The sequence below is a fragment of the Saccharopolyspora indica genome (assembly GCF_027853965.1).
Lineage (GTDB): Bacteria > Actinomycetota > Actinomycetes > Mycobacteriales > Pseudonocardiaceae > Saccharopolyspora > Saccharopolyspora indica.
Map to the genome: position 1 here is coordinate 284,082 of NZ_JAQGLB010000003.1, position 15,615 is coordinate 299,696.

Below are 15,615 nucleotides of genomic sequence, written 5' to 3' on the forward strand. Positions count from 1 at the left end.
TGCGTTTCAGTTCTCTTTCGCGATCTCACTCATTCCCGCTGGTGGGATCCGAACCGCAGGTACGCGGTTTCGGGAGACCCAGCGTGCAAGGTCGGGCTCAAGGCGTTCTGCGCCCATTTCTGCGAGGAGTTCTGCGTCCACGATCCCGGCGCGCAGTCAGGTGCTCATCAGTTCCAGGCCCCTCTCGTCGAGATCGAGCAGAAACTCCTCATAAAGCGCCACCACGGCTTCGTCCACGCGAGCTCGCGGCACCAGAAAAGTAGTCCTGGCCTGCGTCGCGGAGACGCACTGGGCGTCGATCTCGCGGTCTCGCAGAGCGGTCAGCGCGCCGATCATCGTGCCTGGTCTGCTCAGCAATCCGACGCCGACGAGCGACACCTTCCCGAGCGAGCGCCTCGTCTCGACAGAACCGTTCGCACCGCGCACCGCACCGGTCAATTCGGCGAGGACTTCCTCGAGTGCCGCGTCGGGCATGCAAAAGGCCATTCTCAGTTCGTCGGAGGGGCCCACCCCCCACGTAACGGAGTCGACCGGGATCTCCATGCTCGCCACGGTGTTGAGCGCCGCGACGCCGGAACCTCCCTTGACGACGACCTGGGTGACGGCTCGGTCGTGCGTCACGGCGACCACGCCAGCCCGCCCTTCGATCCCTCCGGTTCCTGACACGTCTGCACCTCTTCCCACGATGGTGGTCTGCCTGGTCCGATCGGCCGAGTTGCGCACCACGACGTCGATGGCATGTGCGGCTGCGAGTTCCACGGCCCTCGCATGCATGACCCCAGCTCCCGAGAAGGCCATCTCGGACATGGTTTCGGCGTCGATCCGGGTGAGGAGCGGTGCTCCGACGACCACTCGTGGGTCCGCGCGATGCACGCCGTCGACGTCCGTGCAGATCTCGCAGGTCCGCGCTCTGTGTCCAGCGGCCAGCGCGACTGCCGAGATGTCCGAGCCACCTCTGCCCAGCGTGATGGTCTCCCCTTCGGGGCTCAGTGCTTGGAATCCCGAAACCACCGCGACTCGACCCGCGGCAAGCCGCCTGCGCAGCGGCTCCGGATCCACTTCCGACACGAATCCCGAACCGTGGCGGCCGACCGCGCGCAACCCGGCCCGTGCACCGGAGAGGGATTCCGCGGGAACGCCCAGGTTCCGCAGGGCGATCGCGAACAACGCAGCCGACTCCGCTTCGCCGGTCGCAAGCAGCTTGTCCATTTCGAGGGAGTCGGGGAAACGGCTCAAACCCGCCGCGGACCGCACCAGTCCGTCCGTCCTCTTCCCCCGTGCGGACACAACGACGACGAGCGAAGTTCCTCGGTTGTGCGCCTGTGCCACCTGTTCCGCAGCGGAGGCGACTTGCTGGTCGGTGGCCAGCGAGCTTCCTCCATACTTCCGAATGGCGATATCCATTCCGCTCCGTCCGAGATGTTCGATCGCATAAGGCACTCGTCGACCTCGCACTCAAACACTAGAGGCGGCGACATCCTCGCGGATCACATAAATGAGCGATATCGGGGAGGACTCGGCAAGAACGACGTCCGACAGCGAGCGACCGAGCCGCCCGGCCGCGGTGGTGCTGGGTCTTCGTGGTGCTTCGGGAAGGGAGCACCCGTCCCACCTGGCGGGCGGGTTACCCCGTTCGTTGACAGTTTCCGGTGGAGGTGTGATCGTACTCCGTGTGAAATCCAGCGAGTTGCTCGTCTCTCGTTCACACATCGACCTGCGTCGACAGGCGAGTGCACTGTGTACTGCCGCATGAACTGATTGCACAGCGGTCGTCCGGTTGTCCGAACTGACGACCGCGATGCTGGTGCGCGTCGGATAGCGCATCGCGTCGCGAGTTCGCCGGAGCTGGCGGCGAAGTTGCTCCGTTCGGCCGCTTCTGCCACTGGTTTCTGACCTTGTTCCGGAAAGTTGACGGTGATGTTGCGCTATTTCGCGCATCGGTTGCTGCAGGCGATTGTCGTGCTGTGGGCGACTTTCACAGTTTCGTTCCTCATCCTCTACGCGTTACCCGGTGATGCTGTTTCGATCGTGGTCGGCCCGGACGCGGGCAGCGGGATCACGCCGGAGCAGTTGGCCCAGCTGCGGCACGAGTACGGGTTCGACAGACCGCTGATCGTCCAGTACGCCACCCGGCTCGGGCAGCTGTTCACCGGTGATCTCGGTGTTTCCATCAGCAGCGGGCAGCCGGTCGCCGCGATGATCGCCGACGCGTTGCCCGCGACCGTTCAGATCGCCGGGGTGGGGTTGTTGTTCGCCATCGTCCTCGGCGGGGGAATCGCGCTGGCAGCGACCTACTTCCAGTGGCACCCGGTGCGGCAGTTGCTGCTCGCGCTGCCGCCGATCGGAGTGGCGGTGCCGTCGTTCTGGCTGGGCATGCTGCTGCTCCAGCTGTTCTCGTTCCGGTTGAAGCTGTTCCCCGCGGTGGGCAACGAGGGATTCGCCAGCGTGGTGCTACCCGCGATCACGCTCGGCGTGCCGACCGGGGCGCTGATCGCACAAGTGCTGGCCAGGAGTCTCAACGTGACGCTGCGCGAGCCCTACATCGATACCGCGCGTGCGAAGGGTTCGAGCCCGCTGCGCATTCACTTCCGGCACGCGCTGCGCAACAGCCTGCTGCCAGCACTGACGATGGGCAGCATCGTCGTCGGAAATCTGCTGGCCGGGTCGGTGGTCACCGAGACCGTCTTCTCGCGGACCGGCATAGGCCGGTTGATGTCCACGGCAGTGACGAACCGGGACGTCCCCGTGGTTGCCGGGCTCGTGGTGTTCAGCGCGGCGGTGTTCGTGATCACGAACCTCGTGATCGACCTGATCTATCCCCTGGTGGATCCGCGAATCGTGTTGCGGCGCGGCCGGAACCGCGTCGCCGCAGCGGAGGAGAACAACCGTGGTTGAGCCGGAACGAGGCAGCATTGCGGCACCGCCGCAGCCCAACACCCGGAAGGAGCCGCAGGCCGCGGTGCGGGCGCCGCGCCGGGCCGGTGGCGCGGTCCTGGTGGTGCGAGAAGCACTGCGGCGGCCGGATCTGGTGCTGGCCGTCGGCTGGATCGCGGTCGTGCTCCTCGCCGCTTTCGCACCGAACGTTCTCACCTCGACAGATCCGCTGGCAGCCGTGCCCGGCCAGCGGCTGCGGCCGCCCTCAGCCGCGCACCTCTTCGGCACCGACGAGCTGGGACGGGATCTGTTCGCCCGCACCGTGCACGGTGCGGCGTTGACGCTTCAGGCGGCAGTGCTCGCCGTGGCGGTCGGACTGGTCGTCGGTTCGGCGCTCGGTCTGCTCGGCGGGTTCTTCCGCGGCTGGGTCGATGACGTGATCATGCGCGTGGTGGACGTCCTGCTGGCGATCCCGAGCCTGCTGCTGTCCATGGCCGTGGTGGTCGCTCTCGGGTTCGGAACGATGAACGTGGCGATCGCGGTCGGAATGGGCAGCGTTGCCAGCTGCGCCCGGGTCATGCGGGCCGAAGTGCTGAAGGTGCGCAACAGCCCGTACGTCGAGGCGGCCCGGACCGGAGGTTCTCGCCGGTCCGCGGTGCTGTTCCGGCACGTCCTGCCGAACTCGTGGGGGCCGGTTCTCGTGCTGGCAGCACTGGAGTTCGGCACCGCGATTCTCGCCGTGTCGACGCTGAGCTTCCTGGGCTACGGCGCCCCGGCACCTGCTCCCGAGTGGGGCTCCTTGATGGCGGACGGGCGTGACTACCTCGGCCTGGCCTGGTGGATGACGACCACGCCGGGCCTGACCATCGCCGCCACCGTGCTGGCCGCCAACCGGATTTCCCATGCTCTGGACGATGGATGGAGGTACCTCCGGTGAGCGGAACTGCGGAGGCGCACCGACCGCTGCTGGACATCCGGGGTCTCTCGGTGCGGTACCGCGGCACCGACGGCGCCGTCGCGGCCGTTCGCGCGGTGAACCTGTCGGTGGCGGCGGGCGAGACGGTGGCGATCGTCGGCGAGTCGGGCTCGGGCAAGACCACGACGGCGCACGCGGTGGTCGGGCTGCTCACCGCGAACGCCCAGGTGACCACCGGTGAGATCGACTTCGATGGGCACGACCTGCGGAAACTCCGGGGGAAGCAGCTGCGCGCCATCCGGGGTCGGCGGATCGGGCTGATTCCACAGGATCCGACGGTGTCGTTGAACCCGGTGAAGCGGATCGGAGAGCAGGTCGCCGAGGTGCTGATCGTGCACGACCTCGCCGACCGCAAGACCGCGGCGGTAGGAGCCGTCGACGCGCTGCGGGCGGCCGGGCTGCCCGATCCCGCAGCGATCGCGCGCCGCTACCCGCACGAGCTCTCAGGCGGCATGCGGCAGCGCGTGCTGATCGCCATCGCTGTCGCCGCCGAACCGGACCTGATCATCGCCGACGAACCGACCAGTGCCCTCGATGTCACTATGCAGCACCGGATTCTCGACCACATCGAGCTGCTGACCCGCCAGCGCGGTACCGGTGTCCTGCTCATCACGCACGATCTGGGGGTCGCGGCCGACCGGGCAGACCGGATCGTGGTGATGTCCGGTGGACAGGTCGTCGAACAGGGACCGCCGGAGCAGATTCTGCGCTCCCCCCAGCAGGATTACACCAGGGCGTTGCTCGCTGCGGCGCCCAGCATCGGCACTGCGCCTCGTCGATCCGCAGCCGGGAAGCAACCTGCCGAGGCCGCCGAGCCGTTGCTGTCGGTGACCGGACTGGCCAAGGAATTCCCCCTTCCGCGCGCGGAATCCGGCCGTCCGCGGAAGGTGCGCGCAGTCGACGACGTGGGCTTCACCATCCCCCGCGGGCAGACTTATGCACTGGTCGGCGAGTCCGGCTCGGGCAAGTCCACCACCGCCCGGCTCGTGCTTCGGGCGATCGAGCCCGACGCCGGGCGGATCCGGTTGGCTGGGGAGGACATCACCGAGGTTCGCGGCGATGAGCTCCGACGGCTCCGCCAGCGGTTCCAGATCGTCCAGCAGAACCCGTACGCATCGCTGAACCCGCGTTTCTCGATCGAGCGGGTGGTCACCGATCCGCTGCGCGCTCTCGGACTGGGGACGAGGGCGGAGCGGCGACGCCGGGTGCGCGACGCGGTCGAGGCGGTAGCCCTGCCCTCGTCGGTGCTCCACCGCAGGCCCGCCGAGCTCTCCGGCGGTCAACGGCAGCGGGTGGCCATCGCACGAGCACTGGTGGTGAATCCCGAACTGGTGGTGTGCGACGAACCGGTTTCCGCGCTCGACGTCTCGATCCAGGCGCAGATCCTCGACCTGCTGATCGACCTGCAGGCTGAGTTCGGCGTGAGCTACCTGTTCATCTCGCACGATCTCGCCGTGGTGCAGCAGATCGCCCACCAGGTCGGCGTGATGCGGGCCGGTCGGCTGGTGGAGCAGGCCTCCAGCACCGACATCTTCCGCAATCCTGAGCACCCCTACACGAAAGAACTGCTGGCCGCGATTCCAGGTCAGCGCTTCCGGACCTGACCCGAGGAGCACTTTCCGATGAGTTCATGGCATTTTCGCCGACGGCGGCTCGGCCTGCTCGCACTGAGCCTGGCCGTCGCGGTGGTCGCGATCGCCGGTTGCGGCGCGGAGGCCGCCGGTCCCCGCGCTGAGGGGCCACCGAAGCCCGGCGGGAACCTCGTCTTCGGCCTGGGCGTCGATCCGGTCAGCCTCAACCCGCAAGGCGGCGCGTCGGGCAACGGTGCGTTGTACGTGACCCGCCAGCTGGTCGACTCGCTCACCGAGCAGGATCCCGCCACCGGTGGGCTTGTCCCCTGGCTCGCGACGAAGTGGGAGGTTTCTCCCGACGCCAAGGTCTTCACGTTCACCTTGCGTGAAGGTGTGACGTTCTCCGATGGAAGTCCGGTCACCGCGCAATCCGTCAAGGACAACTTCGATTCCATCGTCGCGGCGGGAGCGAAGGCCAGCGGTGCGCTGCCCTTCCTGACCGGGTATGCGCGAACGGTCGTCGTCGACCCGCTGACCGCGCAAGTCGAGTTCAACGCCTCCAACGGTGCTTTCCTGCAGGCCACCTCCAGCTCCGCGCTCGGGCTGCTGGCACCGAGCACGCTCGCCGTCCCGTTCGAGGAGCGGGCATCGGGCAAGCTGGTCGGAAGCGGACCATTCGTCCTGGACCACTACACGCCGAACTCCGAGGTGGTGCTGCGGAAGCGGGCCGGGTACGACTGGGCTCCGGAGACCCGCAGGAACCGGGGCGAGGCCTACGTCGACACCGTGACGTTCAAGATCATCCCAGAGGCCGGTGCGCGCACCGGGGCGCTGCAGTCCGGGCAGATCGCGGCGGCCAGTGACCTTCCTCCGCAATACGTAGGTCTGCTGCGGGACAGCGGATACAGCTTCGTCGTGCGGCCGAATCCCGGTCTGGTGTACGGGTTCTCGCTGAACCAGGCCGCCCCGGTCCTCGCGGACAGCAACGTGCGGCGAGCGCTGCGCAGCGGGATCGACGCGGCGGAGGTGCGCGACACCTTGCTCACCCCGGATTTCGCCGTCGCCACGAGCGTGCTGGCGAAGACGACTCCGGGCTGGCTCGACCAGAGCGCTTCGATCGGCTACGACCCCGACGAGGCGAACCGGCTGCTGGACGAGGCGGGCTGGCGGAGAGGCGCCGATGGCATCCGGGTGAAGGACGGCCGACCGCTGGTCCTCAACACCGTTTCGGTCTCGAACTTCGGGCCGAACCAGTCGATCCTGGAGTTGCTCCAGCAGCAGCTCAAGCGCATCGGCATCCGGATGGAGTTCAAGAACGGGACCGTGCCCGAGTGGTTGGAGACGCTCAAGACCGGGGCCTTCGACTTGGCGTGGGGCAACTTCAGCCGAGCCGACGGAGATGTCCTGCGCATGACCTACGCCGCGGCAGGCAACAATTCCTACCGGATCGACGATCCGGAGCTGGAGGCCGCGCTGCGCGGCCAGCAGGCCACCGCGGACCCGCAGGTGCGTGCGCAGTTCATCAACGCAGCGGAGCGGCTGATCGTCGACCGGGGCTATGCGATCCCGGTCGTCGAACTGACGTCGATCATCGGGCAGTCCGGCGAGGTGCACGGCATCGAGTTCGGCGCCGATTCGCGGCTGCAGCAGCTCAACGATGCCTGGGTTTCCGGACCCCATTAGCTCGTGGTGGCCCGATCAACCACAGGTTCACAAGGCCGTCGCCCGGGATCGGCGCGGGACGTGCGGTTCGCCCTGGACGAGCACGAGCTCGGGTCGGGCGAGCGCATCGAGGTCGAGCCGCGGGTCACCGTCCACGACGAGCAGATCTGCGGCGAAGCCGGGCGCGATGCGTCCGGTGCGTTCGGCGAGGCCCAACGCCGCCGCAGCGGTGGTGGTGGCCATTTCCAGGACGACCTCGTTCGGCAGACCGGCCCGGGAGAACCACCGGAGTCCCTCGACGTAGTCGCCGAAACCGGCGAACGGCACTCCGGCATCGGTACCGGCGATGAGCCGCACCCCGGCCTCGTGCTGCTGTCGGACCAGATCCAGCCAGGGCTGGATCACCGCCCGGTCCTGCGAGTCGGCGATGTGGGTGAACGCGCTGCTGAAGGTAGGGCAGACGAAGGTGCCCCGTTCCACCAGCTCTCGAGCCAGGTCCGCCCGGAAGACGGACTTTCGTTCGGTACCGTCGTCGGAAACGAAGGAGCAGTGCTCGATCGTGTCGACGCCAGCAGCGAGTGCTGCGCGAATCCCCGTGACGCTGTGCGCGTGCGCCGCAACAGGTTTTCCCGCCGAGTGGGCTTCGGCCACGGCGGCGCCGATCTCCTCCTGGCTGAACTGCAGCTCGGACATCGACGGGCCGCCCGGTGTCAGGTAACCGCCGGTGACCATGATCTTGATCAGATCCGCACCGTCGCGAACGTTCCGCCGCACCCGGGCGCGCATCTGCTCGACACCGGCCACTTCGCCGCCGAAGAACCAGCAGTGCCCGCCGGGAACCGTGATCGGTGCGGTAGCGCTCAGGATGCGCGGCAGCAGCCCGGCGGATTCGCGGAGTCGTATCGCGAGTCCCGAGCGGTCACCGAGATCGCGGACCGTGGTGACGCCGCTGTCGAGCAGCGCCCGGGCCCGCGCGGCCATGTGCGCGAACAACACCTCATCGTCCTGGTCGAGCAGCGACCCGACCGGGTCGCTGCCAGCGTCGAAGGACAGGTGCACGTGCGAGTCGATCAGGCCCGGTAAGAGGGTGCCGCGAACGCGGCGCCGGAGCACGGTGGGACCGACGTCGGCCAGGACATCGCGAACCGGGCCGACTGCCGCGATCACGCCCTCGGCGACGTGAACCGCACCATCATGCACCGCTTCACCGGCGGCCCCGGGCAACAACAGGTCGGCTATCAGGACTTCCGTTGTCACGGCGTCGGATTCTCCCTGAGTCTTGAATCGGCCAGGTTCCGGTTTCCCTCGTGGGCACCGCCGTTTCCGCGCTCGGCCGTCGGCACCATCACCTTGCGCCGGAAGACGCAGACCATGGTGCCGTCCTGCTTGTAGCCCCGGGTCTCGACATGCACGACGCCGCGGTCGGGTTTGGACCTCGACGGGGTCTTGTTCAGAACGGTCGTCTCACCGTAGATCGTGTCCCCGTGGAAGGTGGGCGCGACGTGCTTCAGCGACTCCACCTCAAGATTGGCGATCGCCTTGCCGGAGACGTCCGCGACGGACATTCCCAGCAGCAGCGAGTAGATGTAGTTGCCGACGACGACGTTCTTCTCGAAGTCGACGTTCTGCGCCGCGTAATGGGCGTCCACGTGCATGGGGTGGTGATTCATCGTCAGCAGGCAGAAGAGACGGTCGTCGCACTCGGTGACGGTCCTTCCGGGCCAGTGCTTGTAGATGTCACCGACGGTGAAATCCTCGAAGCTGCGGCCGAATTGCATGGTGACTCCTAGCAGCGCTCAGTCGGGTCTGTTCGGTAGTGGAGTCCGCACTGGTTCGTGCTTGGCGTTCCGGCGATCAGGTGTCACCCAAGACCGCTCGCAGACCGCTGGGCACAGTCGTAGAGCAGGATCTCCCGGGTCAGCGCCACCCGATTAGTCACGTTGAGCTTGGTGAAGCTGCTGCGGACATGCGTCCCGACGGTGTGCACCGACAGCACCAGGAGGTCTGCTATCTCCTTGTTGGTCAATCCCTCTGCGACCAGTCGGGCCACGGCCATCTCAGCCCGGGTCAGGTCGCACACCCTCGCCAACACGGGAGCGTGGAGCGACTCGTTCGCCCGGCCTTCCGGACGAGCACCGGCGTTGCCCGAGGCAGGCACCGAAACGGGGAGGTGACAAGAACTCCGCGCCAGAGCCGGTGAAGAGGGCCCGGGGATTGCTGGCATCCGGCTCCGAGAGGATGCCTCAAGGACGGGAACCGCCAACCGCGGGTCGACGGCCGCAGCCGAGGTGGCAAGTTCGATGTGCTCGGAGCAACCGTCCGAGTCGATGACGTGCAGGCGCTGGACGGCCCGGGGTGCGTACGAGCGAGGCGAGCGCCGGTCTCCCCCTCGCCCGTGCTGCATCGAGTCCGAGCACGCCGGCGTGCATTCCGACGTCTCCAGCACGGCTCCCTTGTTCAGCAGCAACGTCTTGGGCTGTCCGCTCGCCACCAGTTCACCGATCCACAAGATGAAGGTGACGTATCGCGCGGGAATGCTGATACCCGCCTTGAGCATGCCGAGCAGGCCCACCAACTTGCCCATGATGGATTCGTTCGCGAGGGAAACCCACTCACCCACCTTCCCCTGCTGGGCGCGGAGGGCATCGGCGACGCCGTCGGATATTCGGTGGACTTCCGCGTAGGACAGAAAAGCTCCCGAGTCCTCGTCGGCCACGGCGACGCTATGGGGTGCATGAGCAGCCCGTTCGGCGAAGAGCTCATCCAGGGAAGCGCGGTATCCGGAGTGCACCCCCTTACCGCCACTAGCCGAGCGACGTTTTCCGGTTCGGTCCGCCAGGACGTTATTCCCTATCGCTTCACCCTCAAGTTCCCCGCAGTCCGCACCCGAGCTCCTCATGACAGCATTCCTCCGATCAGGTGTTAACGTCTTGCGGCAGGCAGAACGCACAGCCCCACAATTCGCAGGGTTCGCCACCAGCAGAACGCAAGCTCCCCCAGCACCGAGCAGGTCACCATTACTACTCAGGACATAGGTGACGCTGACCGACAGCGGACAACACTGTCCCTGATTCATCGACCCGTTCGCGGAGTCCCCGCTCCCCAGCCGCCAAGGTGTCAGCATATACGACACCAGTCGCATATGAAAGCAGCTTCAGGCGTTTGTCCTGGTCCGCGCGCTATGCCCGGCGAAGTTACTCCTGGAGCACCACTGCCGACACTGCTGGGTGCCTGTTCGCCTGTCATCCGATTGGCACAACAGGTCCCCCGCGCCGCACGGCTCGAACGAGCGCCACTACCGGTGGCCGCCGAGAACCCATGGACAAACAGGCTAAACCAAAGGTTACGATGGGAAGAACTACGTCATCCATGGCGGAGGGAGAGGCCTACGATGGCGAAGCTCTCTGAAGAGCTCAACATCTGGTTCGCACATGCGGCTTACACCGACGAGTCGGGCCGCCGGCGCGAACCGTCGACCGCCGAGGTCGCAGCCGCCATCTCCGAGGATCCCAGGCATGACGTGACGATCTCTCGGAGCTATCTCACGAGTTTGCGGAACGGAACTCAAACCAATCCGACCCTTTCGGTTCTCGAAGCTCTCGTCGCTCACTTTCGTCGGCTCCTAACGCCTCTCGGCATCGATGTGAGCATCAACGACCTGACCGACGATTCCTCGAACAACCGCGCGACCAACGTGGGCGACCTGCTCGCGGACAGGCAGATCCAGAAAATCGCGTTGCGCGCTGGCACCATGACGCCAGCGCTACGTGAGCAGATCCTCAAGATGATGGACATCCTCGACCCACCACCCGAAACAGCTCCGGCCGCCGATGAATGAGACGGCCGCCGGAAATCCGTCGGCCAGGAAGCCGAGCAGGAGCTCTCGCCGCGTCATCCACCAACCGGGGTGAGGGCACGAGAGACTCGAATCAGTTCATCCACGTCGAACTCGAACTCCTCGCCCCGCCCCATGACTCGACGTGCGGTGCGAGGCGCCGAGGGAACTTCAGCCGCACCACGCCGCGCCAATGCCGGGTCTATGAGTGCAGCGATCTCTTCCGCAGTCATGTCCCCCAGGTCGTTGCTGCCCGCCACATCCGCGAGAAATGGGCTCAGCTGCGTCAGACCGTCCCGGCACTCGATGTATCGCCGGTACAGCTTCCACTCCTTCCCGCGTTCCCGCGCGAAGGGCGCAGGTACAGCGCGGTCGAGGCAGAGCTCGGGGAAGGCCCTGATGAGTCGATTCCACAGCGGCAGCAGGTCGCGGTGCTGCCGCTCGCGCACACGCCGAAGGCGGGCCGCACCGACGACCTGCGTGAAAGCCGGAAGGCACAACCCCACGCAGACCCCGATAGTCGCGATATTCGCTACGGCGAAATTCCATTCGTTCACGACTCCGTGGTCCACCGCGCGGACTTCCGGCGAAACCACCCACGCGGCGCGGACCAGACACGTCGCACACAGGACACCCAGGCTGGACGACAAGATCGCAAGGCCGATTCTGTGCACCACCGGACCCAATAGCAGAAATCCAGCCACACCCACTGCCACGACACCGTACGCGTACACGAAATACGCGTTTCCGACAATATAGAACATACCGACCACCTCGCCAGCGTAATCCAGCGAGGTAAGCGAGTGGTGGCGATCAGAAGGCGGGATCAGCACGGTGATGACGATGAGTGCCGCCACCACCGCCAGCCACATGAACAGATCGTAAACAACCGGACTCCGATATCGCCTTCCAGTCCCCCCGCGCCCCACTCGGAAGAAACATACCAGCGCGAACAGACCGCCCGTAATCCACACATTGAAGAACAGGCGGCCGAATCCAGGAAAAACCAGGGCATCCATGGCTTCCACAATCGGCTCCGCGCTCAGCACGTTGCCCGCGGCAAGCGATGCGAAAGCAACCGCAACCCACCGGAGCACTCCCCGGGAGTCCGCGTGGCGTCCGGCGATCTCGCTGAGGCTCCAGCCGACTGCAGCCAGCAGAACGACCGTGAGAACAACCTGCTGCCACGGCATCACAACCATCCTCGCCTGGAGTTCAATCCCCGGAACATCACCGGATCGACCGGACTGGACCGCGGCACGATTCGCTCCACCGTCGCGACCCAGGCCAGTATCGTCGTCGCCACAGACTCCGCCTCGTACTCATGAACCTCCGAGTAGTAGTTTCGGCGCAACCCCCTCCACTCCAGACCCCCCGGAAGGGGCGGCGAAAAGTCAGGCGATTCAACGAGCGACAAATTTGAATCGTGCTCACAAATGATGTGGCCGATCTCATGAAGAATTATGTGCCGCTGATGGGCGAACGACGTCTGCTGCTGGTAGAAGATGCAGTCCTCGCCAGGACGGGACATCCACACACCGAAGGGCCCTGGCACCGGGATCGGCCACTCGATCAATCGAATCGGCCTCCCCCGGCGCTCACCCAATTGGCGACAAAACTCCTCAATCCGGAACGGCGGCTGCACGTCCAGGGTCCGAAGCAAATCCTTGCACCGCTTCCGCACGGTTCTGGCCTTGTCGCCCACCCCGCCGGATCACCTCCGATCACCAGAAGCTGCCAGCACATGCATGCAAGACGATGCTCGCGGATCGAAACAACCGGACGCGAAAACTGTGCTCCACATCACTTCACAGGCCTGCGCGGCGCGGTCTGCCCAACACTTCTCAATAGCTACCCGTAAAGGAGCAGCTCACTCGACTGAAAGGCCGCAGCCGGAAGCAACGCACGAGAAATCTCCTGTTCATAATCGCTGGGTTCGCATGCTGCCACCTCTCGCAACAACCAGGCACGGCGAACGCTTCCCAACACCCATTCACACCATCTGGGAATCCGGCTGTCCGAAATGCCGCGATAGCCGTGGGCAGCCCGCACCGATACGATCGGCAAAGTGCGCCCAGAACACGGCAGCGGCAAGGAGTCAACATGGCTTCGCCCCTGACAGCGAGCACGACGACCGATCACCACGTCCGCCTTTGGTTTGACCCGGTATGTCCGTGGTGCTGGGTCACGTACCAGTGGTTGCGCGAAGTCAGGGCGAATCACGCCTTGCGCATCGATCTTTCACTGATGAGCCTCGCGTTCCTCAACGAAGGCCGTCCCGAGGTGCCCGACAAGTACAAAGCTCCGACCGCTCGCTCCCTGCAGATCGTGCGCGTCATCGCCGCCGCGGAGTCAACCGCTGGCAGCGGCGTCCTGGAACCGATGTACGACTCGCTTGGGAAATACCTCCACGTCGACCGCGGTCGCGATTTCGAGCTGGCCAACCGGATGGCTCTCAGCGCGGCAGGGCTCGAAACCACGCTCGCTCACGCCGCTGGAACCACAGAACACGACGACCTCTTGCGCTCCGCCACCAGAACCTCGGTCAGCAGCGTAGGACCTGACGTAGGAACACCGATCGTCGAGTTCAACGGCACGGCGCTGTTCGGCCCGATCCTGTCCAGGATCCCCAGGGGCCAGAAGGCCGTCGACCTTTTCGAATCCCTGACCACCATCGCGTCGTACCCACACTTCTTCGAGTTGAAGCGCCAGCGAACCGAGGATCCGCATCTTGGTGAATCGCGTGACGGAGCAGCGGGCTAGCTAGCCCGAGTTTCGCGGACCCGCGAGGTCCGGAAAGCATGAGGTTGGCAGCACGCTGGATGACGCTGGGGGCCGCGGAGCTGGCGGCGCGGGCGAGAACAGCGCTGATAACCGAGGCGGCGACGGCGGGGTCGATGAGGCGGGTGTGGAAGACCGTCTGGTCGATGCCGCGCAGCTCCTCGTCGTTCTGAATCCGGGCCGCCGCTGCTTCTCGCTGGCCACGTCGATGATGCGTTCCATCGGTAGAGCTGCCGGGCCAGCGGTGACCCAGTGGTCCCGTGCGCGTCGGGGTCGCGGGCGAGGGCGGCGAGCGCGGCGACGGTGTCTCGGAGGATGAGGTCGATGCGGGTTCCGGGGGTGCAGGGCAGGAACGGGAGCTGGCCGGACAACGCGAAGCCGAGGAGGTAGTGGAAGGCCTGGAGTCGCGGGACGTCGCCCGATCCAGCTACCACAAGCGAACCCAGCTGCGACGAGCTCAGGTAACAGTTCCACGCTCCCAGTCCCGGACCTCACCCGGTCGTGTCTGCCGCACAGCGACGAATGCATCCGGCGGCTGTACTGGGGCCTTGTCCGGTCGGGTGATGCGACGAACGAGTCGACTTGACTGATCGGGACCGTTCCGGGCACGAGACGAGGATGGGCGCATGGTGTTGCGACGCCGTCGGAACGTAAGCGCGCGGTCGAGCTCCGGGCGCGGCGGAGGGTCCTCGGAGTCGAAGCTGACCGGAGCAGATATCGACCGGATGTCGGGGAAGCTCTTGCTGACCAACCGGACACGGCGTTCGGCGTTCTGGGTGTTGTTGGTCCTGTCCGCGATCATCTCGGGTGCAGGTGTGGTGGCCGACTCCGCAGCCACGGTGATCGGTGCCATGGTCGTCGCACCACTGATGACACCGATCCTCGGGACCGCCTTCGCGGCAGTGCTGGCAATTCGCCACCACATCATCACCAGCATCGCGGTGCTCCTCGGCGGTGTCGCCGTCGTAGTCGCCATCGGCTACGTCCTAGGGCTGCTCATCCCGACGATGATCGTGGCCGACACGAACTCCCAGGTCGCCGGCCGGGTCAGCCCCGGGCTGATCGACCTGGTCGCAGCGCTGGCCACCGGCTTCGTCGGTGCGTTCGCCCTGGTCCGTTCGGATGTGTCGGACACATTGCCCGGGGTGGCGATCGCGATCTCGCTGGTGCCACCGCTGTCGGTCCTCGGCCTCACCCTGGAGTCCGGCGCGTTCGGCCAGGCGATCGGAGCGCTGCTGTTGTTCACGACGAACGTTGCCGCGATCATCGCGACGGCCACGGTCGTGCTGCTCGCCTACCGAGTGCGGCCGGTCGCCGAAGCCGCCGGGCACCCGGTGGGGAAACTAGGCGTGCGCACGTATGCGGCCATCGCTGGATTCGTCGTCCTCGTCAGCGTGCCGCTGGGCATCGGCAGCTACCACGTGGTCCTGCAGGAACGCATCGTCCTGGCGGCCCAGCCCGCCGTGCAGCGCTGGGCCGATGACCAAGCCCGACAGATCGTTGCCCTCTCCTTCAAGCAGGGGATTCTCAGGGTGACCGCGGCCGGCCCGTCACCCGCGGCCGACGTGGATTCGCTGCGGCGAGCGCTCGACGACGTCGGCCTCGGAGAGGTTCCAGCGCGGCTGTCGCTCGTGTTCGGGACCTCTCAGCAGGTACCGGTCACGGTCGATTAGCCAACAGCGGTGCTCGGGCGAGCACGAGTGGGCGCGTCGGCTTGGAAGCGATCGCGGGCTTGTGCAGCACTGGCTTCCTCCGGGAACTCCGTCCGGCTAGGAGATGAGATAGCCCAGCACTGGCCCTGCCACCGTGGAGGCCGCGACAACCGTGAAGACGGCTATGCCGATCACGTTTCCGACGGTGGACAGTCCGGCTCCGCCCACCGTGCTCCCTGCGGCCAAGGTCAACATGAGGTACCT

General features: G+C 66.1%; 14 protein-coding genes. 8 read left to right on the forward strand and 6 right to left on the reverse strand.

Annotation, left to right across the window (positions count from 1 at the left end; genetic code table 11):
- Positions 1–156: 156 nt before the first annotated feature.
- Positions 157–1,440, reverse strand: a complete 1,284-nt coding sequence (locus OU416_RS08700; RefSeq protein WP_270926340.1) for an aspartate kinase — start codon at positions 1,438–1,440, stop codon at positions 157–159.
- Positions 1,441–1,917: 477 nt separating this feature from the next.
- Between OU416_RS08700 and OU416_RS08705 the strand changes: the two genes are divergently transcribed.
- The 4 genes from OU416_RS08705 (at position 1,918) to OU416_RS08720 (ending at position 7,104) form a co-directional block, all read left to right on the forward strand.
- Positions 1,918–2,895 carry an ABC transporter permease gene (locus OU416_RS08705; RefSeq protein ID WP_270926341.1) on the forward strand — a complete coding sequence of 326 codons (978 nt, stop codon included), beginning with the start codon at positions 1,918–1,920 and terminating at the stop codon, positions 2,893–2,895.
- A gap of 97 nt (positions 2,896–2,992) precedes the next feature.
- On the forward strand, positions 2,993–3,811 hold the full coding sequence (locus OU416_RS08710; RefSeq protein ID WP_270926710.1) for an ABC transporter permease: 819 nt from the start codon (positions 2,993–2,995) through the stop codon (positions 3,809–3,811).
- Positions 3,808–5,454, forward strand: a complete 1,647-nt coding sequence (locus tag OU416_RS08715) for a dipeptide ABC transporter ATP-binding protein (RefSeq protein WP_270926342.1) — start codon at positions 3,808–3,810, stop codon at positions 5,452–5,454. The genes OU416_RS08710 and OU416_RS08715 overlap by 4 nt, the downstream gene beginning before the upstream one ends.
- 18 nt (positions 5,455–5,472) lie before the next feature.
- Entirely contained in the window at positions 5,473–7,104 is a 1,632-nt protein-coding gene (locus OU416_RS08720; protein WP_270926343.1) for an ABC transporter substrate-binding protein, read from the forward strand.
- Positions 7,105–7,131: 27 nt separating this feature from the next.
- Here the strand turns inward: OU416_RS08720 and OU416_RS08725 are convergent, their stop codons facing one another.
- The 3 genes from OU416_RS08725 to OU416_RS08735 all read right to left on the reverse strand — a co-directional run bounded on the left by OU416_RS08725 (position 7,132) and on the right by OU416_RS08735 (position 9,799).
- Positions 7,132–8,340 (reverse strand): metal-dependent hydrolase family protein, encoded by a 1,209-nt coding sequence (locus tag OU416_RS08725; protein ID WP_270926344.1) that lies wholly within the window; start codon positions 8,338–8,340, stop codon positions 7,132–7,134.
- Positions 8,337–8,861 carry a MaoC family dehydratase gene (locus tag OU416_RS08730; protein WP_270926345.1) on the reverse strand — a complete coding sequence of 175 codons (525 nt, stop codon included), beginning with the start codon at positions 8,859–8,861 and terminating at the stop codon, positions 8,337–8,339. The genes OU416_RS08725 and OU416_RS08730 overlap by 4 nt, the downstream gene beginning before the upstream one ends.
- Before the next feature lie 83 nt (positions 8,862–8,944).
- On the reverse strand, positions 8,945–9,799 hold the full coding sequence (locus OU416_RS08735; protein WP_270926346.1) for a helix-turn-helix transcriptional regulator: 855 nt from the start codon (positions 9,797–9,799) through the stop codon (positions 8,945–8,947).
- 675 nt (positions 9,800–10,474) lie between these two features.
- Between OU416_RS08735 and OU416_RS08740 the strand changes: the two genes are divergently transcribed.
- On the forward strand, positions 10,475–10,921 hold the full coding sequence (locus OU416_RS08740; RefSeq protein WP_270926347.1) for a hypothetical protein: 447 nt from the start codon (positions 10,475–10,477) through the stop codon (positions 10,919–10,921).
- Positions 10,922–10,974: 53 nt separating this feature from the next.
- Here the strand turns inward: OU416_RS08740 and OU416_RS08745 are convergent, their stop codons facing one another.
- On the reverse strand, positions 10,975–12,111 hold the full coding sequence (locus OU416_RS08745) for an MAB_1171c family putative transporter (protein WP_270926348.1): 1,137 nt from the start codon (positions 12,109–12,111) through the stop codon (positions 10,975–10,977).
- Entirely contained in the window at positions 12,111–12,623 is a 513-nt protein-coding gene (locus OU416_RS08750; RefSeq protein ID WP_270926349.1) for an ImmA/IrrE family metallo-endopeptidase, read from the reverse strand. Before OU416_RS08750 ends, OU416_RS08745 begins: the two co-directional genes overlap by 1 nt.
- A 398-nt stretch (positions 12,624–13,021) precedes the next feature.
- Here OU416_RS08750 and OU416_RS08755 point away from each other — a divergent pair, with 398 nt between their 5' ends.
- From OU416_RS08755 to OU416_RS08765, 3 genes are all read left to right on the forward strand, one after another.
- Positions 13,022–13,681: a DsbA family protein gene (locus OU416_RS08755; RefSeq protein ID WP_270926350.1), complete on the forward strand. Its 660-nt coding sequence runs from the start codon at positions 13,022–13,024 to the stop codon at positions 13,679–13,681.
- A gap of 38 nt (positions 13,682–13,719) precedes the next feature.
- Positions 13,720–13,872 carry a hypothetical protein gene (locus OU416_RS08760; RefSeq protein WP_270926351.1) on the forward strand — a complete coding sequence of 51 codons (153 nt, stop codon included), beginning with the start codon at positions 13,720–13,722 and terminating at the stop codon, positions 13,870–13,872.
- A gap of 552 nt (positions 13,873–14,424) precedes the next feature.
- The gene (locus OU416_RS08765; RefSeq protein ID WP_270926352.1) at positions 14,425–15,372 is read left to right on the forward strand and encodes a DUF389 domain-containing protein; all 948 of its coding nucleotides are present in this window, start codon (positions 14,425–14,427) and stop codon (positions 15,370–15,372) included.
- Positions 15,373–15,615 lie beyond the last annotated feature (243 nt).

Coding starts and splice junctions, on each gene's coding strand:
- OU416_RS08705 (WP_270926341.1), top strand. CDS start 1,918: ATGTTGCGCTATTTCGCGCATCGGTTGCTGCAGGCGATTGTCGTGCTG.
- OU416_RS08720 (WP_270926343.1), top strand. CDS start 5,473: ATGAGTTCATGGCATTTTCGCCGACGGCGGCTCGGCCTGCTCGCACTG.
- OU416_RS08730 (WP_270926345.1), bottom strand. CDS start 8,861: ATGCAATTCGGCCGCAGCTTCGAGGATTTCACCGTCGGTGACATCTAC.
- OU416_RS08740 (WP_270926347.1), top strand. CDS start 10,475: ATGGCGAAGCTCTCTGAAGAGCTCAACATCTGGTTCGCACATGCGGCT.
- OU416_RS08745 (WP_270926348.1), bottom strand. CDS start 12,111: ATGCCGTGGCAGCAGGTTGTTCTCACGGTCGTTCTGCTGGCTGCAGTC.
- OU416_RS08755 (WP_270926350.1), top strand. CDS start 13,022: ATGGCTTCGCCCCTGACAGCGAGCACGACGACCGATCACCACGTCCGC.
- OU416_RS08760 (WP_270926351.1), top strand. CDS start 13,720: ATGAGGTTGGCAGCACGCTGGATGACGCTGGGGGCCGCGGAGCTGGCG.
- OU416_RS08765 (WP_270926352.1), top strand. CDS start 14,425: ATGTCGGGGAAGCTCTTGCTGACCAACCGGACACGGCGTTCGGCGTTC.